This window comes from Streptomyces acidicola (assembly GCF_009377235.1).
In the GTDB taxonomy this organism is placed as follows: domain Bacteria; phylum Actinomycetota; class Actinomycetes; order Streptomycetales; family Streptomycetaceae; genus Streptomyces; species Streptomyces acidicola.
This window is the reverse complement of the sequence record NZ_VMNX01000070.1, coordinates 1-22,135: the sequence shown is the minus strand read 5'-3', so window position 1 is coordinate 22,135 and position 22,135 is coordinate 1. Positions and strand designations below refer to the sequence as shown.

15 protein-coding genes, 1 tRNA gene and 1 pseudogene are annotated in these 22,135 nt (G+C 69.6%); 11 read left to right on the top strand and 6 right to left on the bottom strand.

Annotation, left to right across the window (positions count from 1 at the left end):
* The first annotated feature begins 25 nt into the window (after window positions 1-25).
* A complete protein-coding gene (hrpB, locus tag FPZ41_RS19795; protein ID WP_322620458.1) occupies window positions 26-2,548 on the top strand; it encodes an ATP-dependent helicase HrpB in 2,523 nt (840 codons plus the stop codon).
* On the opposite strand, the gene FPZ41_RS19790 is transcribed toward hrpB, so the two are convergent.
* The 3 genes from FPZ41_RS19790 to FPZ41_RS19780 form a co-directional block, all read right to left on the bottom strand.
* Window positions 2,538-3,530, bottom strand: coding sequence for a DUF3068 domain-containing protein (locus FPZ41_RS19790; protein WP_152864416.1), 993 nt, complete (start codon window positions 3,528-3,530; stop codon window positions 2,538-2,540). The two genes, hrpB and FPZ41_RS19790, sit on opposite strands and share 11 nt — an antisense overlap.
* Window positions 3,531-3,551: 21 nt before the next feature.
* On the bottom strand, window positions 3,552-3,686 hold the full coding sequence (locus tag FPZ41_RS19785) for an SPW_0924 family protein (protein ID WP_152864414.1): 135 nt from the start codon (window positions 3,684-3,686) through the stop codon (window positions 3,552-3,554).
* 140 nt (window positions 3,687-3,826) lie between these two features.
* Window positions 3,827-5,596 (bottom strand): lytic transglycosylase domain-containing protein, encoded by a 1,770-nt coding sequence (locus FPZ41_RS19780; protein WP_152864413.1) that lies wholly within the window; start codon window positions 5,594-5,596, stop codon window positions 3,827-3,829.
* Between the two features lie 307 nt (window positions 5,597-5,903).
* Here FPZ41_RS19780 and FPZ41_RS19775 point away from each other — a divergent pair, with 307 nt between their 5' ends.
* On the top strand, window positions 5,904-6,773 hold the full coding sequence (locus FPZ41_RS19775; RefSeq protein ID WP_152864411.1) for a DUF4184 family protein: 870 nt from the start codon (window positions 5,904-5,906) through the stop codon (window positions 6,771-6,773).
* Between the two features lie 467 nt (window positions 6,774-7,240).
* Here the strand turns inward: FPZ41_RS19775 and polA are convergent, their stop codons facing one another.
* Window positions 7,241-9,967 (bottom strand): DNA polymerase I, encoded by a 2,727-nt coding sequence (polA, locus tag FPZ41_RS19770; RefSeq protein WP_322620457.1) that lies wholly within the window; start codon window positions 9,965-9,967, stop codon window positions 7,241-7,243.
* Between the two features lie 296 nt (window positions 9,968-10,263).
* Here polA and FPZ41_RS19765 point away from each other — a divergent pair, with 296 nt between their 5' ends.
* From FPZ41_RS19765 to FPZ41_RS19735, 7 genes are all read left to right on the top strand, one after another.
* Window positions 10,264-12,543, top strand: a complete 2,280-nt coding sequence (locus FPZ41_RS19765; RefSeq protein ID WP_152864409.1) for an FdhF/YdeP family oxidoreductase — start codon at window positions 10,264-10,266, stop codon at window positions 12,541-12,543.
* Between the two features lie 82 nt (window positions 12,544-12,625).
* Entirely contained in the window at window positions 12,626-13,117 is a 492-nt protein-coding gene (locus tag FPZ41_RS19760) for a hotdog fold thioesterase (protein WP_152864407.1), read from the top strand.
* Window positions 13,118-13,699: 582 nt separating this feature from the next.
* A complete protein-coding gene (locus FPZ41_RS19755; RefSeq protein WP_322620456.1) occupies window positions 13,700-14,929 on the top strand; it encodes a branched-chain amino acid ABC transporter substrate-binding protein in 1,230 nt (409 codons plus the stop codon).
* A gap of 114 nt (window positions 14,930-15,043) precedes the next feature.
* Window positions 15,044-15,973 carry a branched-chain amino acid ABC transporter permease gene (locus FPZ41_RS19750; protein WP_322620455.1) on the top strand — a complete coding sequence of 310 codons (930 nt, stop codon included), beginning with the start codon at window positions 15,044-15,046 and terminating at the stop codon, window positions 15,971-15,973.
* Between the two features lie 5 nt (window positions 15,974-15,978).
* Window positions 15,979-17,805 carry a branched-chain amino acid ABC transporter permease gene (locus FPZ41_RS19745; RefSeq protein ID WP_152864405.1) on the top strand — a complete coding sequence of 609 codons (1,827 nt, stop codon included), beginning with the start codon at window positions 15,979-15,981 and terminating at the stop codon, window positions 17,803-17,805.
* A gap of 5 nt (window positions 17,806-17,810) precedes the next feature.
* On the top strand, window positions 17,811-18,677 hold the full coding sequence (locus FPZ41_RS19740) for an ABC transporter ATP-binding protein (RefSeq protein ID WP_152864403.1): 867 nt from the start codon (window positions 17,811-17,813) through the stop codon (window positions 18,675-18,677).
* Window positions 18,674-19,390 (top strand): ABC transporter ATP-binding protein, encoded by a 717-nt coding sequence (locus FPZ41_RS19735; RefSeq protein ID WP_131563830.1) that lies wholly within the window; start codon window positions 18,674-18,676, stop codon window positions 19,388-19,390. The genes FPZ41_RS19740 and FPZ41_RS19735 overlap by 4 nt, the downstream gene beginning before the upstream one ends.
* 112 nt (window positions 19,391-19,502) lie before the next feature.
* On the opposite strand, the gene FPZ41_RS19730 is transcribed toward FPZ41_RS19735, so the two are convergent.
* A complete protein-coding gene (locus FPZ41_RS19730) occupies window positions 19,503-20,153 on the bottom strand; it encodes an ANTAR domain-containing response regulator (RefSeq protein WP_131563831.1) in 651 nt (216 codons plus the stop codon).
* Between the two features lie 102 nt (window positions 20,154-20,255).
* Between FPZ41_RS19730 and FPZ41_RS19725 the strand changes: the two genes are divergently transcribed.
* Window positions 20,256-20,328: transfer RNA gene (locus FPZ41_RS19725), tRNA-Leu, on the top strand.
* 106 nt (window positions 20,329-20,434) lie between these two features.
* A pseudogene (locus tag FPZ41_RS19720) lies at window positions 20,435-21,209 on the top strand (transcriptional regulator).
* A gap of 19 nt (window positions 21,210-21,228) precedes the next feature.
* On the opposite strand, the gene pyk reads toward FPZ41_RS19720, so the two are convergent.
* On the bottom strand, window positions 21,229-22,135 hold a 907-nt coding region (gene pyk, locus FPZ41_RS19715), incomplete at its 5' end, for a pyruvate kinase (protein ID WP_152864401.1).

Genomic DNA, 22,135 nt, shown 5'->3' with positions numbered 1-22,135 from the left:
TTGACGGCCGTACGACACTTGGGGCGTGATCCGTTACAACGCCCTGGACGCGCTGCCCGTACGACGTGCCCTGCCCGAGCTGAGCGACGCCCTGGAGGGGCACGGCTGTGCCGTTCTGGTGGCGCCGCCCGGCACCGGGAAGACCACGCTCGTTCCGCTGGTGCTGGCCGGGCTGGTGGGTGACGGGCCCGCACGGCGTGTCGTCGTCGCCGAGCCGCGCCGTATCGCCGCCCGGGCGGCGGCACGGCGGATGGCATGGCTGCTCGGGGAGAAGGTCGGCGAGAGCGTCGGGTACAGCGTGCGCGGCGAGCGGGTGGTGGGGCGGCACGCGCGCGTGGAGGTCGTCACCACCGGCCTGCTGCTGCAGCGGTTGCAGCGGGACCAGGAGCTGGCGGACGTGGACGTCGTGGTGCTCGACGAGTGCCATGAGCGGCATCTGGACGCGGACACGGTCGCGGCGTTCCTGCTGGACGTACGGGCCGCGCTCCGCCCCGAGCTGCGTCTGGTGGCCGCGTCCGCCACGACCGACGCGCAGGGGTGGGCCCGGCTGCTGGGCGACGCGCCGGTGGTGGAGGCGGAGGGCGTCTCGCACCCGGTGGAGGTCGTGTGGGCCCCGCCGGTGCGTCCCGTGCGGCCGCCGCACGGCATGCGGGTGGACCCGGCGCTGCTGACGCACGTGGCGTCGGTGGTGCGGCGCGCGCTGATGGAGCGGGAGGGCGATGTCCTGTGCTTCCTGCCCGGGGTCGGGGAGATCGCGCGCCTGGCCGGGCAGTTGGGCGACCTGGACGGCGGAGCCGAGGTACTCCAGGTGCACGGGCGGGCGTCCGCGGCCGTGCAGGACGCCGTGCTGTCCCCCGGGGTGCGCCGCCGGGTGGTGCTGGCCACGTCCGTGGCCGAGTCATCGCTGACGGTTCCGGGCGTACGGGTCGTGGTGGACTCCGGGCTGGCGCGGGAGCCGCGGGTGGACCACGCGCGCGGGCTCAGCGCGCTGACGACCGTACGGGCCTCGCAGGCGGCCGGGAGCCAGCGGGCGGGGCGTGCCGGGCGGGAGGCTCCGGGCGCCGCGTACCGCTGCTGGGCGGAAGCCGAGAACGCACGTCTGCCGCGTTTCCCTGCGCCCGAGATCAAACTGGCCGACCTCACCGCGTTCGCCCTCCAGGCGGCCTGCTGGGGTGACCCGGAGGCTGCCGGGCTGGCATTGCTCGACCCGCCGCCGGGCGGGGCGATGGCGGCGGCGCGGGACGTCCTGTCGGGGATCGGGGCCGTGGACCCGGATGGGCGGGTCACGGAGCGTGGCGTGCGGATGTCCCGGCTCGGGCTGCACCCGCGGCTGGCGCGGGCGCTGCTGGACGCGGCGCCCGAGGTCGGCGCGGACCGGGCGGCCGAGGTCGTCGCTCTGCTCAGCGAGGAGGCGCCGCGCGAGTACGGCGACGATCTGGCCGCGGCCCTGCGGACGGCCCGGCGTGGCGGAGACGCCTACGCGGGGCGCTGGCGGGCCGAGACACGGCGTCTGCGGTCCGCTGCGGCGGACGTGCCCCGGGGGTCCGGACCCGCACCGGGTTTCCCGGCGCTCGCGGATGACGCCGCTGTCGGGCTCGTGGCGGCGTTCGCCTTTCCCGAGCGGGTGGCCAGGGCGCAGGGCGGGTCGTACGTGATGGTGTCCGGGACCCGGGCCGACGTCGGGGACGGCTCATCCCTGCGTGGCGTCCCGTGGCTGGCTGTCGCCGTCGCGGACCGGCCCGTCGGCGCAGGGCACGCGCGCGTACGGCTCGCCGCCGCGGTGGACGAGGGGGTGGCCCGGCGCGCGGCCGAGCCGCTGCGTGCCGTCGGCGAGGAGGTCCACTGGGCCGACGGGGACGTCGTCGCCCGGCGGGTGGAGCGGCTGGGGGCGGTGGAGTTGGCGGTGCGCCCTCTCAAGGACGCCGACCCCGGGCTCGTACGCCGGGCGCTGCTGGACGGGCTGCGGGAGGAGGGGTTCGGGCTGCTGCGGTGGTCCCAGGACACCGAGCGGCTGCGGCAGCGGCTCGCATTTCTGCGGCTGCACCTGGGCGAGCCGTGGCCCGATGTCTCCGACGACGCCCTCCACGCGCGCGTGGAGGAGTGGCTGGAGCCGGAGCTGAGCCGTGCCCGGCGTCGGGGCGATCTGGCGCGGGTCGATGCCGGGGAGGCGCTGGGCCGGTTGCTGCCGTGGGCCTCCGGCGATGCCGTTCGTCTCGACCAGCTCGCTCCGGAGCGGATCACCGTACCGAGTGGGTCCAGAATCCGGATCGACTACGCCGATCCCGAACGGCCCGTGCTGGCCGTGAAGTTGCAGGAGATGTTCGGGCTCCACGAGTCGCCCGCGCTTGCCGGTGTCCCGGTCCTCGTGCATCTCCTCTCCCCCGCCGGACGGCCCGCCGCGGTCACCGCCGATCTCGCGTCCTTCTGGAAAGAGGGCTACAAGGCCGTGCGGGCGGAGTTGCGCGGCCGGTACCCGAAGCATCCGTGGCCCGAGGACCCGGCGACCGCCGAGCCGACGCGGTACACGAACGCGCGGCTCAGGCGCTGACCGACTGCGGTGCCGCGGTCTCCGTGGGCTCGGGTTCCCCGGGCCCGCGGCCGCGGGCCTCCAGGTAGAGGGAGAGCGACAGCAGCAGGACGCCGAGGGCGAGGAAGCCCCACGGCAGGTACGAGGTCATCAGGAGCACCAGTGCCCGGTTGGACTCGACCAGGTCGACGGTCGACCTGATGTAGTCCTCGCGCATCTTCACGTGCCCGGCGAAGGCCGTCACCTTCGAGCGGCCCCCCAGGAGTGTGCCGCCGCGGAGTTCCTCCTTGTGGATCTCCTCGCCGTACACGGGAGCGCCGGTGAGGGGCTCGACCCAGAACTTGCGGACGGTGCTGTACCAGCGGGTCGTGCCGGTCCTGGCGACCGACTCCGGGGTGATGCCCTGCACGGGCATGGTCTTGGGGAAGGGCACCTTGGTCCAGGGGATGGTCTGCTCGAAGTAGTAGACCTCGATGCCGCGGAAGTCCTGGGTGCCCTTGTAGTGGATGGGTGCGGTGACGCGGGCCTGGGCGTCGAAGTACTCGTAGTCCCGTTTCTCCGTCAGGAACGGCCACTTGAACTCGATGCCCGTCCGTTTCACCGGGTCGCCGTCGACCATCTCACCCTTGACGTGCACGGGTTCCTGGGTGTGGGCGTCGAAGACGTAGCGCTCGGGGATCCTGGAGACCATCTCGCCGTCGGGGCCCTGGACGTAGGAGAGCCCGTCCCAGACGACGACGTCCCGGCCGGCCGTCTTCTCGATCTCCTCGGAGGCCTCCACGTTGCCTTTGAGGGTCTGCACGATGGTGACCTTGGGGACCTTCTTCGCCCGCATCGTGCCGTAGTCGAGGAGGGTCGCGTCCTTCGCCTCCAGGACCATGTCCTGGTACTGGTTGGCCGGGATCTTGGCCAGGCGCGGGAAGGCGTACCAGCGCACCAGCGGGGACAGCGCCGCGAAGAACACGGCGAGGGCGAGCAGTATCAGGCTGGACCTGCGGCGCATCTCGGCCTCCGTCCCGGGGAGTTACGGGTGTGCGGGCACCGTCGTCAGCAGTGGTTTCGGTGATGTCCCGCCCGCCGGTGAGCCCATCGCCGTGATCGCGAACACCAGGGCGAGCGCGAGGGCGAGACCGGTCGCGGCGGCGGCAAGAGCGCGCATGTGAGCCTCCCGGCGGACACGAACTGATACATCGTCAGTTCCGGCACGGTAGCAACGGCCGGGCGAGATGAGAACACGTCGCACAGACGGCGACGGCGCCCCTCCGTCATGGAGGAGCGCCGTGGCTGTCGTGACAGGGGTTACGCGGAGGGGCTGGGCGACGCCGACTCGGCCGCCGCGACCTTCAGCTCGACCGTGAGCGTCGCGCCGCCCGTGGTCGTGATGCGGAGCAGGAACGTGCCGGTCGTGTCGTCCGCGTACAGCTTCGGGAGCTTGAGCAGGCCGTCCTTGCCGGTGGTGAGGCCCTTGAGGGTGCGGACGGTCTTGCCGTCGGCGTCCTTGAAGTGCGGGCCCTTGTCGTTCTCGGTGGGGTCGTCCGCCGACTTGATGAGCGTGGCGGTGGCCGCGACACCGTCGGCGACCCCGCCCTTGTACGTGGCCTTCACCTCGACCTGCTCGGCGAACTCGCCGCCCGGGACGCAGGTCAGCGCGGTGTCGGTGGTGCGGGCAAGGGCGTCGGCCTGGCGCGCGGTGACGGTCGCCTTGTAGTCCAGGCCGGGCACCGCGCGGCCCACGACGGTGGCGCGGACCGTGAAGCTGCCGGTCTTCTCGCCGGCCTGCAGCGTGGGCGCGGTGGCCGTGCCGGCGCTGTCGGTGACGACCGTGGCGACGGTCTCGCCACCGGCGAATGTGGCGTCCGTGTCGCCGACGACGGTGAAGCGGACCCTGACCTTCGCCACGGCCTCGCCGGCCTTGGTCTCGGTGCGGACGGCGACCTTCTCGGCGAACGAGTCGCCGGCCGTGGCCGTGAGTGTCCCGGTGCCCGCGTTCTCCAGGTGGTCCACCGTGTCGGTGGGCGTGGGCGGCGTGCTGGGGGGTGTCGTGCTGGGCGGTGTGGTGCCAGGGGGTGTGGTGCCGGGAGGAGTGCTCGGCGGGGTGGGACTGCCGGAATCTCCGCCGCCCGTAGCCGGGTTGCCGGGCTTGGTGGGGTCCGTGGTGTCCTTCGGGGGCGTCGGCTTCTGGGTGCCCCTCGGCGACGGGCTGGGACTGACGCTCGACCCGGAGCTGCTCCCGTCGCTCGGGTTGCGTGGCAGCGTGCCCGTGCCGTCCGGGACCTCGTGGGTGCCCTTGCGGTAGTACTCCAGCCACGTCAGCACCGTGTTCAGGTAGTGCGTCGAGTTGTTGTAGCTGAGGATCGCGCGCCTGAGGTCCTTCTGGTCGGACAGGTCCCAGTTGAACCGGCACAGGTAGTTGCCGGCCGCGAGGGCCGCGTCGTAGATGTTGTTGGGGTCCTTGCGGCCGTCGCCGTTGCCGTCGCGGCCCGCCCACTCCCAGGTGGACGGGATGAACTGCATCGGGCCGACCGCGCGGTCGTACGTGCTGTCGCCGTCGTACGCGCCGTTGTCGGTGTCCCGGATGTTCGCGAACTGGCCGCCGTTGAGGACTGGACCGAGGATCTTCGAGTACGTCGTGCCGTCGGCGTCGACACGGCCGCCGCGGGCCTGACCCGACTCGACCTTGCCGATGGCGGCGAGGAGCTGCCAGGGCAGGTTGCAGCCCGGCTTGGACTCGCGCAGGGCCGACTCGGCCTTCTTGTAGGCGTCGAGGACGGTGGCGGGGATGCCGCGCTCGGCGTTGGCCGTGATGCCCGAGGTGTCGCCGCCCGCACCGGGCGTGGCCGTGGGGCTGTCGAGGGGCGGGAGATCCGTGTAGTAGCGCGAGTTGCCGGTCGCGGTGTCGTCGGCACCGGACGCGGTGTCGGGCGCCGACGAGTCCGTGGCCTGCCGTCTGCCGGCGCTGTCGGTGGTCACTCCCGGAGCCTGGGAGGCGGCCAGTGCCGCGACTGCGACAGCGGCAACCGTGGTGGTCGCCGCTCCCTTGCGCAGCCTTTTGCCGAATTGCGCCGACATCGAGTGAATCCCTCCCGCGGACGTTGGTCTTCGCGTTCCCTGTGGTGCCGTCTGTCAGGACTGTCGACGCGCCTCTTCGGTTGCCTCGTCATCGGTGTTCGACAGCGCCCCGGCAACGTGACCCAGGCGACCCTACGACAACTTCCGTCGCGGGGGCACCCGTTGGCGCCCGTTATTCACCGGTTGGCCATATCCGCTCCACCGGGATCGGGCGCCCTTGGGGCGGGCGGCACCCTGTCGCGCATACTGGCGGGCAGTGATCGCCGGCCGGGGAGTGCCGGGCCAACGCCAGTCGCAGGGGGACTACTTGCCCTTCACGCTCAGCCACGCGGCCGCCGTCCTGCCCGCCGTGCGTCTCGACGGGACCGGGCGCGGACCGCTGGTGCCCTCGTTGCTCGTCGCCGGTTCGCTCGCGCCCGACATGACCTATTACGCGGCGAGTGTGCTGCCCGGAGCGATGGAGTTCGGGGACTTCACCCACTCCCTCACGGGGGTGCTCACCTTCGACGTCCTCGTCACCTGGGCACTGGTGGGGGTGTGGCTGGTCCTGCGTGAACCGCTGGTGGCGCTGTTGCCCCGAGGGCGGCAGGGCCGGGTGGCGGCGCTGGTGGGGTGCGGGACGGGACGGACCGGACGGACGGGACACGGACGACTGCGCGGGCGGCCACGCCCGTCCGAGGTGGCGTGGTGGTACGTCTCGGCGGCTCTCGGTGCGCTGACGCATGTCGTCTGGGACGCGTTCACGCACCTCGACCGGTGGGGGACGCGGCTGTTGCCGGTGCTGGGCGAGGAGATCGCGGGGTCGCCGCTCTACTGGTACCTGCAGTACGGCGGCTCGGCCGTGGCCGCGGCCGTGATCGCGGTCTTCGTGGTCCTGGCCCTGCGCCGGCAGCCGGATCGGGCGCCCCTGGACGTGCCCGCGCTGTCCGTGGCGGACCGTTGGGTGGCCGGCGTCGTGATCGGGGGATGCACGCTGGCGGCCGCGGCACAGAGGGTGACCCGGTGGTGGGCGTACTGGGGGGCCACCGCCAAGCCGTACGAGGTGATCCCCACGCTGTGCTTCGGCGCCGGAGCGGGGCTCGCGCTCGGGCTGCTGCTGTACGGGGTCGGGGTCAGGGTGTGGCGCCCGGTGCCCGCGCCCTCGGACGATGCCGTCGTGGAGCGCGTGTCCCACTGATCGCGCGCTGTCTGATCACGCGCTGTCTGATCGCCCGCTGTTCCTGGCCGGTCCCGTGCTCAGGGCCGGGGGGTTGTTCGTGAGATCGCCGTGGCCGCCTGTTCGGCTGCGCGAGCGAGGTCGCGCGGGGAGCGCAAGCGGGTGACGTCTTCGGGGATACGGGGTGTGCTGGCGCCGGGCGCGGAGACGGGTGCCCGTCGGAGCAACGCCGATACGAGTACGCCGACGGTCGTTGCGGTACGGCGGCGAAGCGTGCGTATACCCATGCCCGCATCCTTGCGTCGCACGCCCGCCCGGGCGCCCTCTTGAGGGCCACGTGGGTGACGGTTCCCGGGACGTCGGATGGCTTCGGCCGGATGGCGTGGGAGCGAGCCGAGGGGCCCGGCACCCGGTGGTGCCGGGCCCTGGTCGCGCTGCCCGGTGTGCCGCGCGCGTCCCGCCCGAGGCGCAAGCGGCGCTTGGGTCGCTCAGTGCGCGGCGGACTCCCAGTCCGGGCCCGAGCCGACGGAGACGTCCAGCGGAGCCCTCAGGTGGACGGCGCCCGCCATCTCGCGGCGGACGAGTTCCTCGGCCTTGGCGCGCTCGCCGGGGGCGATCTCCAGGACGATTTCGTCGTGGACCTGGAGGAGCATGCGGGAGGCGAGACCCTCCTCGCGCAGCGCCCGGTCGACGTTCAGCATGGCGATCTTGACGATGTCGGCGGCCGTGCCCTGGATCGGGGCGTTCAGGGCCATGCGCTCGGCCGCCTCGCGGCGCTGGCGGTTGTCGCTGTTGAGGTCGGGCAGGTAGCGGCGGCGCCCGAACAGCGTCGCCGTGTATCCGGTCGCCCGGGCCTCGTCGACCGCCCTGCGCAGGTAGTCCCGTACGCCGCCGAAGCGCTCGAAGTAGGCGTCCATCAGGGCGCGGGCCTCGGCCGCCTCGATGTTCAGCTGCTGGGAGAGGCCGAACGCCGACAGCCCGTACGCCAGGCCGTACGACATCGCCTTGATCTTGCGGCGCATCTCGGCGTCCACCGCCGAGGGGTCGACGGCGAACACCTGCGCGGCCGCCGTGGTGTGCAGGTCCTCACCCGACGTGAACGCCTCGATCAGGCCCGCGTCCTCGGAGAGGTGGGCCATCACCCGCAGTTCGATCTGGCTGTAGTCCGCCGTCATCAGGGACTCGAAGCCGTCGCCGACCACGAAGCCGCGGCGGATGGCCCTTCCCTCGTCCGTGCGGACGGGGATGTTCTGGAGGTTCGGGTCCACGGACGACAGGCGGCCCGTGGCGGCGACCGTCTGGTTGAACGTGGTGTGGATGCGGCCGTCCGCCGCGATGGTCTTGATGAGGCCCTCGACCGTGACACGCAGCTTCGCCTGCTCGCGGTGGCGGAGCATGATGACCGGCAGTTCGTTGTCCGTCTGGGTGGCCAGCCAGGCCAGGGCGTCGGCGTCGGTCGTGTAGCCCGTCTTCGTGCGCTTGGTCTTGGGCAGGGCCAGCTCGCCGAAGAGGACCTCCTGGAGCTGCTTGGGCGAGCCCAGGTTGAACTCGTGCCCGGCCGCCGCGTGCGCCTCCTTCACGGCCTGCTGCACGGCGCCCGCGAACATCTGCTCCATGGCCTCCAGATGAGCCCTGTCCGCCGCGATGCCGTGCCGCTCCATGCGGGCCAGCAGCGCGGAGGTGGGGAGCTCGACGTCCCTCAGCAGCTCGGCCGCGCCGACCTCCTCCAGCCGTGTCCCGAACGCCTCCCCCAGGTCGAGGATCGTGCGGGCCTGCACCATCAGGGCCTCCGCCTCGGCGCCGTCGTCCGTGCCGAAGGCCAGCTGTCCGTCGGCCTCGGCCGCAGGGGCCAGCTCCCGGTGGAGGTACTCCAGCGACAGCGCGTCCAGGTCGAAGGAGCGGCGGCCCGGCTTGACCAGGTAGGCGGCGAGGGCGGTGTCCATCGTGACGCCCTCGACGGTCCAGCCGTGCTCGGCGAAGACCCGCATCGCGCCCTTGGCGCTGTGGAACACCTTGGGCTTGGCGGGGTCCGCCAGCCAGGCCGCCCACGCGTTCTCGTCGGCCTCGTCCAGCTGGGCCGGGTCGAACCACGCGGCCGCTCCCCCGGCCGCGGCCAGCGCGACCTCGGCCACCGCGCCCGCGCCGAGCGTCCACGAGTCGACCGTGGCCACCCCGAGGACCGCCTTGCCGTGCTCGGCGAGCCAGGGGGCGAGCTCGCCCGCGCCGAGCACCGTGCCGTCCAGCTCGACGCCGCCGTCGGTGACCGGGGTGACGTCGACCTCCTCGGCACCCGGGTCGACGGCCAGCAGCCGCTCACGCAGGGACGGGTTGCGGATCTCCAGGGTGTCCAGGACCATCGCGAGGGCCTTGCGGTCGTAAGGCGCGCGCTCCAGGTCGCCGACGGTCCCGGGCAGTTCGACGGTGCGCACCATCTCCGTGAGACGGCGGTTGAGCTTGACCGCCTCCAGGTGGTCGCGGAGGTTCTGCCCGGCCTTGCCCTTGACCTCCTCGACGCGCTCGACCAGCTCCGCGAACGAACCGAACTGGTTGATCCACTTCGCGGCGGTCTTCTCGCCGACGCCGGGAATGCCCGGCAGGTTGTCCGACGGGTCGCCGCGCAGCGCCGCGAAGTCGGGGTACTGCGCCGGCGTCAGCCCGTACTTCTCGATGACCTTCTCCGGGGTGAACCGGGTGAGCTCGGAGACGCCCTTCGTCGGGTACAGCACCGTCGTGTTCTCGGTGACCAGCTGGAAGGAGTCGCGGTCGCCGGTGACGATGAGGACCTCGAAGCCCTCGGCCTCGGCCTGGGTGGCGAGCGTCGCGATGACGTCGTCCGCCTCGAAGCCGTCGACCGCGAAGCGCTGGGCGTGCATCGTGTCGAGCAGCTCGCCGATCAACTCGACCTGGCCCTTGAACTCGTCGGGGGTCTTCGAACGGTTCGCCTTGTACTCCGTGAACTCCTCGGAGCGCCAGGTCTTGCGGGACACGTCGAACGCCACCGCGAAGTGCGTGGGCGCCTCGTCGCGCAGCGTGTTGGCCAGCATCGACGCGAAGCCGTAGATCGCGTTCGTCGGCTGGCCCGTCGCGGTCGTGAAATTCTCCGCGGGCAGCGCGAAGAACGCGCGGTACGCCAGTGAGTGCCCGTCCATGAGCATGAGCCGGGGACGGCCGCCGCCAGGGGTCTTCTCGGTCTTCTTCGATGCTGTTTCTGCCACGCCCCCGATCCTGCCACGACCCACTGACACTCGGCCCCGGCCGGCGTGGGCGGGCACCTCAGCCCGCGATCACCACCGGCCGGATCCCCCGATGCGTCGACCTCGGCACGGTGGGCGGTCGCCACGCCACGGAGAGTTGCCGGGCGAGGTCGGCGGTCCGGCCTCCGCGGCCGACAGCCCCCCTTCCGCCCTCCGGTGATCGCTGTCACTGACACGTGCGAGGATCGGAGACGTACTTCACCTCGTAGTCGTAAACCGTGCTTCACCTCGCAGTCGAAGTCGAAGGAGAGCGTGCGATGGCAACCAAGCCGCCGAAGGGCGATCCGGTCCAGGACGCGCCACAGGTCGCCGGACCGAAGCACTCGGCCGCCGGGCTGCCCGCCGTCGGGCACTCGCTGCGGATCGCCCAGCAGCAGATGGGCGTCAAGCGCACCGCGCTCACCCTGCTCCGCGTCAACCAGAAGGACGGCTTCGACTGCCCCGGCTGCGCCTGGCCCGAGCCCGAGCACCGGCACACGGCGGAGTTCTGCGAGAACGGGGCGAAGGCGGTCGCCGAGGAGGCCACCCTGCGCCGGGTCACCCCGGAGTTCTTCGCCGCCCACACCGTGGCCGACCTCGCCACCCGCAGCGGCTACTGGCTGGGCCAGCAGGGCCGCCTCACGCACCCCATGTACCTCCCCGAAGGGGGCGAGCACTACGAACCGGTGTCCTGGGACCGGGCCTTCGACATCGTCGCGGAGGAACTGAAGGCCCTGCAGAGCCCCGACGAGGCGCTCTTCTACACCTCGGGACGCACGAGCAACGAGGCCGCGTTCCTCTACCAGCTGTTCGCCCGCGAGTTCGGCACGAACAACCTGCCGGACTGCTCCAACATGTGCCACGAGTCGTCGGGGTCGGCGCTCTCGGAAACCCTCGGCGTCGGCAAGGGCAGCGTCCTGCTCGACGACCTCTACCAGGCGGACCTGATCATCGTGGCCGGGCAGAACCCGGGCACCAACCACCCGCGCATGCTCTCCGCCCTGGAGAAGGCGAAGGCGAACGGCGCGCGGATCATCACGGTGAACCCGCTGCCCGAAGCGGGCATGGAGCGCTTCAAGAACCCGCAGACCCCGCAGGGCATGCTCAAGGGTGCCGCTCTCACCGACCTGTTCCTCCAGATCCGCATCGGCGGCGACCAGGCCCTGTTCCGCCTCCTCAACAAGCTGATCCTGGCGACGGACGGCGCGGTCGACGAGGAGTTCGTCCGCGAACACACGTACGGGTACGAGGAGTTCGCCGAGGCCGCGCGGGCCGCCGACTGGGACGAGACGCTCACCGCGACCGGTCTCACCCAGGAGGAGATCAACGAAGCCCTCGGCATGATCCTCGCCTCGCAGCGCACCATCGTCTGCTGGGCCATGGGCCTCACCCAGCACAAGCACTCCGTGCCGACCATCCGCGAGGTGGTCAACTTCCTGCTGCTGCGCGGCAACATCGGCCGCCCGGGCGCGGGCGTGTGCCCGGTGCGCGGCCACTCGAACGTGCAGGGCGACCGCACGATGGGCATCTTCGAACGCCCCGCCCCGGCCTTCCTGGACGCCCTGGAGAAGGAGTTCGGCTTCGCGCCGCCCCGGGAGCACGGCTACGACGTCGTCCGGGCCATCCGGGCCATGCGCGACGACAAGGCGAAGGTCTTCTTCGCGATGGGCGGCAACTTCGTGTCCGCGTCACCCGACACCGAGGTGACGGAGGCGGCCATGCGCCGCGCCCGCCTGACGGTGCACGTGTCGACGAAGCTGAACCGCTCGCACGCCGTCACGGGCGCGCGTGCACTCGTCCTCCCCACGCTCGGCCGTACCGAGCGGGACCTCCAGGGCAGCGGCGAGCAGTTCGTGACCGTCGAGGACTCCATGGGCATGGTGCACGCCTCGCGCGGCCGGCTGGAGCCCGCGAGCGAACACCTGCTGTCCGAGACGGCCATCGTGTGCCGTCTGGCCCGCCGTGTGCTCGGCGAGGACAGCCGCACACCGTGGGAGGAGTTCGAGAAGGACTACGCGACGATCCGTGACCGCATCGCGCGCGTGGTCCCCGGCTTCGACGACTTCAACGCGCGCGTGGCCCGTCCCGAGGGCTTCGCTCTCCCCCACGCCCCCCGTGACGAGCGCCGCTTCCCCACCGCCACCGGCAAGGCGAACTTCACTGCGGCACCGGTCGAGTATCCGGAACTTCCCGCGGGCCGCCTCCTGCTCCAGACGCTGCGCTCGCACGACCAGTACAACACCACGATCTACGGCCTGGACGACCGTTACCGGGGCATCAGGAACGGCCGCCGGGTCGTACTGGTCAACCCCGAGGACGCCGCCGAGTTGCAGGTCGCCGACGGCAGTTACGTCGACCTGGTCGGCGAGTGGAAGGACGGCGTGGAGCGCCGGGCGCCCGGCTTCCGCGTCGTGCACTACCCCACAGCCCGGGGCTGCGCGGCCGCGTACTACCCGGAGACGAACGTCCTCGTGCCGCTGGACGCCACCGCGGACACCAGCAACACCCCGGCCAGCAAGTCCGTCGTGGTCCGTCTGGAACAATCGGGAACCGACTGAGCGTTCGCTCAGTCACGGGTGGACGTTCGGCCCGGAGCCGAACGCCCACGACGAGATCCCTGACGAAACGGAGCCAGGATCCATGGGCGAGCAGCGCCACGTGAAGTTCCCTCAGGAAGTCATCGACGAGTACGCGGCGATCGGCGTCGACCTGGTCGCGATGTTCTCGGCAGGGCACCTGGGGACCCGCATGGGCGTGCAGATCGTGGAGGCCTCTCCCGAGCGCGTCGTCGGCACTATGCCCGTGGAGGGCAACACCCAGCCGTACGGGCTGCTGCACGGCGGCGCGTCCGCCGTGCTCGCCGAGACCCTGGGCTCGGTCGGCGCCATGCTGCACGCGGGCAGCTCGAAGATAGCCGTGGGCGTCGACCTGAACTGCACACACCACCGCGGCGTCCGGTCCGGGCTCGTGACCGGCGTGGCCACACCCCTGCACCGGGGACGCTCGACGGCGACGTACGAGATCGTCATCAGTGACGAGCAGGGCAAGCGGGTGTGCAGCGCCCGCCTGACGTGCATGCTGCGGGACGTGAACCCGAGCGACGCCGCCCAGTACGTCCCCCCGACGGGCTGACCCGCCCGCGCACGCACCGCCGTTGATCCCGGGAACTCGGGCTGACACCGCTGACCGCCGTGTCAGCCACCGGAAGCGGAGAGTCCGCCACACGCGGCGCGCACGGAACCGCCACGGCCGCACATCCGCGCCGAATGAGCGAAGTGTCGGAAAAGGCCGGACCCCTTTCCTGGCTGTAACTCTGCGTAATAAATCGGCAATACACGTCACCGAATTCAGCCCCGGCGAACCCGTGCACACGACTCCACTCAGGCCTTTCAGGTAGCCCGCAGCAACATTTTCGAGACATCACCAAAACACCCGAACACTCCTGAGAGGACCCCGGCAAACGCTGCGGGTTCTCACTATGCGGACTGGGCGAATCGGCCCGAATTCCTCTGATCCACCCAGCGAGTACCGCTCTGCATTACGTCGTGTCATAACAAGAGCGTCACAGCCTCGGTCAGACCCTCCTCCACGTTCCCCGCACACGCTTAGAGTCACGCCCAGTCACCGCGCCGACGGATTCGAAGGAACTTCGGTCCAGCGCTCGACTCGGCGGGCTCCAGGGGGAGCCTCCGTGCCAGGGAAAGGACCAGATTCGTGCGTCAACGTTCGCTCATAGCCATCACCGCCGCGCTTGCGGCGGGATCGCTCACCCTCACCGCCTGTGGGTCGCGCGACGACAGCGGCAGCGGTGGCGGCGGCGACAAGACGACCGTTGTGCTCGGCGTCGACGCCCCGCTCACGGGTGACCTGTCCGCTCTGGGCCTCGGCATCCGCAACTCCGCCGACCTGGCCGTGAAGATGGCCAACAAGGAGGAGTACGTCAAGGGCGTCGAGTTCAAGCTGGAGCCCCTCGACGACCAGGCGCAGCCGTCCGTCGGCCAGGCCAACGCCCAGAAGTTCATCAGCAACAAGGACCTCCTCGGCGTCGTCGGCCCGCTGAACTCCAGCGTCTCGCAGTCGATGCAGAAGCCGTTCAACGACGCCGGACTCACCCAGGTCTCCCCGGCCAACACCGGCACCGAGCTCACCCAGGGCGACGGCTGGAAGACCGGAGACTCGGTCCGCCAGTTCAAGACCTTCTTCCGCACCGCCACCACCGACGAGGTCCAGGGCGCCTTCGCCGCCGAATACCTCTTCCAGAAGGCCGGCATCAAGAAGACCTACCTGATCAGCGACCAGAAGACCTACGGCGCCGGCCTCGCCGCCTCCTTCAAGGCGAACTACACCAAGCTCGGCGGCGAGATCGTCGGCACCGACAACATCAACCCCGACGACCGTGACTTCAACGCCGTCGTGGCCAAGATCAAGAAGACCGGTGCCGAAGCGCTCTACTACGGCGGCGAGTACCCCGCCGCCGCTCCGCTGAGCCAGCAGCTCAAGGACAGCGGCCAGAGCATCCCGCTGATGGGCGGCGACGGCATCTACTCCGCCGAGTTCCCGAAGCTGAACAAGAAGGCCGCCGGCGACCTCGCCACCTCCGTCGGCAAGCCGGTCGAGCAGCTCGACTCCGCCAAGGAGTTCATCAAGAACTACGAGGCGGGCGGCTACAAGGACGACTACGAGGCCTACGGCGGCCTCACCTACGACGCGACCTGGTCCATCATCGAGGCCGTCAAGCTGGCGGTCGAAGGCAACGACGGCAAGCTCCCGTCCGACGGCCGCAAGGCAGTCCTCGACGCCATGGCGAAGGTCAAGTTCGACGGCGTCACCGGCACCGTCTCCTTCGACGAGTTCGGCGACACCACGAACACCCTGATGACCGCATACAAGATCAAGAACGACGCCTGGGCGCCCGAGTTCAGCGGCTCGCCCAAGTTGGGCTGAGCAGGGGACAAATAGACAGCACCTCCCCCATCCCGCATTGATCCAGGCCGCGCGGGAGCGCCCACCAGCGCTCCCGCGCGGCGCCATATCCGAAAATCCCACGGAGGCCCTGCGGTGAACGAACTGCCGCAACAGCTGGCCAATGGACTCATCCTCGGCGCGATGTACGGTCTCATCGCGATCGGCTACACGATGGTCTACGGCATTGTCCAGCTCATCAACTTCGCCCACGGCGAGATCTTCATGGTCGGGGGCTTCGGGGCCCTCACCGTCTACCTGTGGATGCCCGACGGCTTCGCCCTCGGCGCCGCAGTCCCCCTCATGATCCTCGGCGGCATCGTCGTCTCCGTCGCAGTCGCCACCGCCGCCGAGCGCTTCGCCTACCGGCCACTGCGCGGCGCACCACGACTGGCCCCCCTGATCACCGCAATCGGCCTCTCCATCGTCCTCCAGCAGATCGTGTGGATGTGGTACCCCGACGCGAAGAAGGACCACCCCTTCCCGCAGTTCGAAGGCGGTCCGATCGACATCTTCGGCGCCAGCATCCAGCGCGGTGACCTCTTCGTCCTCATCGCCGCCCCGCTGTGCATGTTCGCCCTCGGCCTCTTCGTCACCAAGACCCGCTCGGGCCGCGGCATGCAGGCCACCGCCCAGGACCCCGACACCGCGAAGCTGATGGGTGTCAACACCGACCGCATCATCGTCATGGCCTTCGCCATCGGCGCCGCGTTCGCCGCCATCGCCGCCGTCGCCTACGGCCTCAAGAACGGCCAGGTCGGCTTCCGCATGGGCTTCCTGATGGGCCTCAAAGCCTTCACCGCCGCCGTACTCGGCGGCATCGGCAACATCTACGGCGCCATGCTCGGCGGCATCGTCCTCGGTGTCGCCGAATCCCTTGCCACCGGCTACATAGGCGACATCCCCGGGATGGACCTCTTCGGCGGCGGCGCCTGGAAGGACGTCTGGGCGTTCGCCCTGCTCATCCTCGTTCTGCTGTTCCGACCACAGGGCCTGCTCGGCGAACGCGTCGCGGATCGGGCGTGATACCCATGACCACCAAAACCACCAACGCCACGGCCACGGACACCACGAAGTCCGCCGCCACCGCACCGACCCCCATCATCCCGATGCCGCCCGCCGCCGCACGCGCCGCAGCGGTGACCGGCTCCGTCGTCGCCCTCGTCGGCACCTTCCTCGCCTGGACCTGGACCGAGGAATTCCCCGGCAACCTCACCGTCACCGGCTACCCCGGCGGCCTACAGGTCCTCACCCTCATCTCCGGCGCGCTGACCGCACTGTTCGCGCTCTCCGGTTACGGAATCCGAGGCCTGGGCTGGCTCACCCCCGGCGGCACCAACAGCCCCACCCGCCTCCTCGCACTCGGCGTCCTCGGCACCACCGGCTACGCCATGGGCGCGATCTCCTCCGAACTCGGCGGCCTCGTCAACCTCGAACCCGGCGCCTGGGTCTCCGGCATCGGAGCCCTCCTCGCCGTGATCGGCGCCCTCGGCCTCCCGGCCGACCAGGGCTACGACCGCGACGAATCCCCCAACCTGTGGGGCCGGATCCGCCACTCGCTCAGCGCCCCCGAACCCGGCCGCGCCAAGGAACTCCCCTCCTGGGCAGAGATCCTGATCATCGCCGCCGGCTTCGGAATCGGACTGTACGTCTTCTCCTACGGCATCAGCACCGAGTACTCCGAGCTGTTCATCGGCTTCCTGATCACCGCCGGATTCGGCTTCACCGCCATCATGCGCGCCGGACTCATCAAGCAGCTCTCGACGCTCACCGCCAAACACCGCAACGTCACCATGGCCGCCGCCTTCGTCGCGGCCATCTGCTTCCCCTTCACCCAGAGCAACGACCAGTACGCCCTCATCGGCGCCAACATCCTGATCTTCGCCACAGTCGCCCTGGGCCTCAACGTCGTCGTCGGCCTCGCAGGCCTCCTCGACCTCGGATACGTCGCCTTCCTCGGCGTCGGCGCCTACGCCGCCGCCCTGGTCTCCGGCTCACCCCAGTCCACCATCGGCGTCCAGTTCCCGTTCTGGGCAGCCGTCCTCACCGGCGCCGCCGCCTCCCTGATCTTCGGCGTCGTGATCGGAGCCCCGACCCTCCGACTGCGCGGCGACTACCTCGCCATCGTGACCCTCGGGTTCGGTGAGATCTTCCGCATCACCATGAACAACCTCAACGGGAACAGCGGACCCGACGTCACCAACGGCTCCAACGGCATCCCCAACATCCCGGACCTGGAACTCTTCGGCTTCAACCTCGGACTGCCCCACAACGTCCTGGGCACCGAACTCACCCGATCCGGCAACTACTACCTCCTGATGCTGCTGTTCACAGCCATCGTCGTGCTGGTCTTCCGCCGCTCCGCGGAGTCCCGCATCGGCCGGGCCTGGGTCGCCATCCGCGAGGACGAGACCGCCGCCACCGCCATGGGCATCAACGGCTTCCGCCTCAAGCTCCTCGCCTTCGCACTCGGCGCCGCCCTCGCCGGCCTCGCCGGCACCGTCCAGGCCCACGTCTCCTACAGCATCACCCCCGAGCAGTACCAGTTCGCCGGCTCCGTACCGCCCAACTCGGCCTTCCTCCTCGCCGCCGTCATCCTCGGCGGCATGGGAACCATCAGCGGCCCCCTCATCGGCGCCGCACTCCTCTACCTCATCCCGGCCAAGCTCCAGTTCATGCAGGAATACCAGCTCCTGCTCTTCGGCTTCGCGCTGATGCTCCTCATGCGCTTCCGGCCCGAAGGCCTCGTCGCCGACCGCAGGAAGCAGCTCGAATTCCACGAGACCGGACAGCTCGACGTACCCGAGGACAAGCCATTGCCCGAAGGCGCGACCGGCGTCGCCAAGGCAGGGGCGTGACCGCCATGACAACCACCACGACCACCACAACCACGGTGCTCGACGCCAGCGGCGTCACCATGCGCTTCGGCGGACTCACCGCCGTACGCAGCGTCGACCTCACCGTGGGCAGCGGCGAGATCGTCGGACTCATCGGCCCCAACGGCGCCGGAAAGACGACCTTCTTCAACTGCCTGACCGGCCTGTACATCCCGACCGAGGGCACCGTCACCTACAAAGGCACCGTCCTCCCGCCCAAACCCCACCTGGTCACCCAGGCAGGCATCGCCCGCACCTTCCAGAACATCCGGCTCTTCGCCAACATGACCGTTCTGGAAAACGTGCTCGTCGGCCGCCACACACGGACCAAAGAAGGACTCTGGTCAGCCCTCCTGCGCCTCCCCGGCTTCAAAAAAGCCGAAGAGGAATCACGCGACCGAGCCATGGAACTCCTCGAGTTCACCGGACTCGCCGCCAAGGCCGACCACCTCGCCCGCAACCTCCCCTACGGCGAACAGCGCAAGCTGGAAATCGCCCGCGCCCTCGCGAGCGAACCCGGCCTCCTCCTCCTCGACGAACCCACCGCCGGCATGAACCCGCAGGAGACACGGGCCACCGAGGAACTCGTCTTCGCCATCCGCGACAAGGGCATCGCCGTCCTCGTCATCGAGCACGACATCCGGTTCATCATGAACCTCTGCGACCGGGTCGCCGTGCTCGTCCAGGGCGAAAAACTCGTCGAAGGCCCCGCCGAAGTCGTCCAGGCCGACGAACGCGTCATCGCCGCCTACCTCGGCACACCCTTCGAGGGCGCCCCCGGCAAGGAGGAGCTCGCCGAGGTCGAGGCCGCGGAGGCCGAGGCGCACAGCACCACAGAAGGGGACGCCAAGTGACCGCACTGCTAGAGGTCGAGGACCTCAGGGTCGCCTACGGCAAGATCGAAGCCGTCAAAGGCATCTCGTTCAAGGTCGAGGCCGGCGAAGTCGTCACCCTCATCGGCACCAACGGCGCCGGAAAGACCACCACCCTGCGGACCCTCTCCGGTCTGCTCCAGCCGCTCGGCGGCCAGATCAAGTTCGACGGCAAGTCACTGCGCAAGATCCCCGCCCACAAGATCGTCTCGCTGGGGCTGGCCCACTCCCCCGAAGGCCGGCACATCTTCCCCCGCATGACGATCGAGGACAACCTCCGGCTCGGCGCCTACCTCCGCAACGACAAAGAAGGCATCGAAAAGGACATACAGCGCGCCTACGACCTGTTCCCCATCCTCGGAGAACGCAGGAAACAGGCCGCAGGCACCCTCTCCGGCGGCGAACAGCAGATGCTCGCCATGGGACGAGCACTCATGTCCCAGCCCAAACTGCTCATGCTCGACGAACCCTCCATGGGCCTCTCCCCGATCATGATGCAGAAGATCATGGCAACCATCCAGGAGCTCAAGGCCCAGGGCACCACCATCCTGCTCATCGAGCAGAACGCCCAGGCCGCCCTCTCCCTGGCCGATCAAGGCCACGTCATGGAAGTCGGCAAGATCGTCCTCTCGGGCACGGGCCAGGACCTGCTCCACGACGAATCGGTCCGCAAGGCCTACCTCGGCGAGGACTGAACCCCTTCCGCCACACGACTGAGGCCCGCGCCCCCGGAGAAGGGGGCGCGGGCCCGCGTCGTACGTGACGCACGCGAATTGCGTGACATACGTGACATCCGTGACCCGAGGGTCAGCCCTTGGCGGCCTTCTTCTCCTCCGCATCCAGAATGACCGCCTCCGCAACCTGCTGCATGGACATACGGCGATCCATGGACGTCTTCTGAATCCACCGGAACGCCGCCGGCTCCGACAGGCCGTACTCGGTCTGAAGCACCGACTTCGCCCGGTCCACCAGCTTCCGCGTCTCCAGACGCTGCGTGAGATCAGCGACCTCGTTCTCCAACTGCCGCAGCTCGTTGAAACGCGACACCGCCATCTCGATGGCCGGAACGACATCACTCTTACTGAACGGCTTCACCAGGTACGCCATGGCACCGGCATCCCGGGCACGCTCCACCAGGTCACGCTGCGAAAACGCGGTGAGCATCAGGACCGGCGCTATGGACTCCTCGGCGATCTTCTCAGCCGCCGAGATACCGTCGAGCTTCGGCATCTTCACATCGAGGATCACGAGGTCGGGCCGGTGCTCCCGGGCGAGCTCGACGGCCTGCTCGCCGTCGCCCGCCTCACCGACGACGGTGTAGCCCTCCTCTTCGAGCATCTCCTTGAGGTCGAGGCGGATCAGCGCCTCGTCCTCGGCGATGACGACACGGGTCGTCAGCGGAGGCACGTGCGACTTGTCGTCGTCTTCGACTGTCTGGGGCGACTCGGGGGCGGTCACGTGGGCTCCTTGTTGCAGGGCAGGGGTACTGCTGACAAGAGCGTACCTAGCTGCGGTAAAGTGGTGACACAGCGGGAGACTGCTGACCTTCGTTTTGAAGGGGCCCCGGTAGCCCAGCGGTAGAGGCCATGGATTCAAAACCCATACAGCGTCGGTTCGAATCCGACTCGGGGCACTTTTCCTTGGATTCCAAGGTCGCCATTGGAAAGCGGATGTCCACGTTCTCGTGAACATCCGCTTTTTGCTGCACGCGCTCACGATCGGTCGCACAGAGTGTCCGCATGTACGACATGGACACACGCAAACGAGCACTCGCTCTCGTCACGCAAGGACGCAGCCTGAACTCAGTGAGCAAGGAGACCGGCATCTCACGGGCCGCGATCCGCTCCTGGCTAGTACGCATCGAACCGCTCATGAACACGGGCCTCCCATGCCCCCGGTGCCGGGATGCCCCCGGCCCGCCCGAAGAGCCGGCCGCGTACGCCTACCTGCTGGGCCTCTACCTCAGTGACGGCTGCATCAGCCCCAATCGAAAGGGCGTGTACATCCTCCGTATCGCGTGTGCCGACGCCTGGCCCGGCCTCATCGACGCATGCGAGGCAGCCATCCTCTCGGCGCGTCCCGACAACAGCGTGTGCCGCGTCCAGGCACAAGGCCACGTCTCTGTCGGTTGCTCAAGCAAGCACTGGCCTTGCCTTTTCCCTCAACACGGCCCCGGCAAGAAACACGAGCGCACCATCGCCCTCGAACCCTGGCAGCAGGAGATCGTCGGCGCCCACCCGTGGGGAGTTCATCCGGGGCCTCATCCACTCCGACGGCTGTCGCATCACCAACTGGACCACCCGTCTCGTGGCCGGTGAGCCGAAGCGCTACGAATACCCGCGGTACTTCTTCACCAACAAGTCGGACGACATCCGGAGGCTCTTCACCGAGGCTCTCGACGGGGTCGGCGTCGAGTGGACCGTCCTCGCTCGCGGCAGTGATCCGTTCAACGTCTCGATCGCCCGCAAAGCCTCCGTCGCCCTCATGGACGCCTACGTAGGCCCCAAGTACTGACCCCTGACCCCAGCCCGCCCTACTTCGGACTGTCGTCCTCCCCGATGTGGTGCACCCGCACCATGTTCGTCGTCCCGGAGACCTCCGGAGGCGAGCCCGCCGTGATGATCACGGTGTCGCCCTTCTTGCAGCGGCCGTACTTCAGGAGCAGCTCGTCGACCTGGTCGACCATGGCGTCGGTCGAGTCGACGTAGGGGCCGAGGAAGGTGTCCACACCCCAGGTGAGGGTGAGCTGGGAGCGGGTGGCCGGGTCCGGAGTGAAGGCGAGCAGTGGGATCGGGGAACGGTAGCGGGAGAGGCGGCGGACCGTGTCGCCGGACTGTGTGAACGCGACGAGGAACTTCGCGCCGAGGAAGTCGCCCATCTCGGCGGCAGCGCGGGCCATGGCGCCGCCGTGGGTGCGGGGCTTGTTGTGTTCGGTCAGGGGCGGCAGGCCCTTGGCGAGGATGTCCTCCTCGGCCGCCTCGACGATGCGGGACATGGTCCTGACCGTTGCGATGGCGTGGTTGCCGACGCTGGTTTCGCCGGAGAGCATCACCGCGTCCGTGCCGTCGATCACGGCGTTCGCCACATCGGACGCCTCGGCCCTGGTCGGGCGGGAGTTGTCGATCATTGAGTCGAGCATCTGTGTCGCGACTATCACGGGCTTGGCGTTGCGCCTGGCGAGCTTGATCGCGCGCTTCTGGACGATCGGGACCTGTTCGAGGGGCATCTCGACGCCAAGGTCGCCTCGGGCGACCATGATGCCGTCGAAAGCGAGGACGATGTTCTCGATGTTGTCCACGGCCTGTGGTTTTTCGATCTTGGCGATGACGGGGAGGCGCCGGCCCTCCTCGTCCATGATGCGGTGGACGTCCTCGATGTCGCGTCCGCTGCGGACGAAGGACAGGGCGATGATGTCGCAGCCGGCGCGCAGGGCCCAGCGG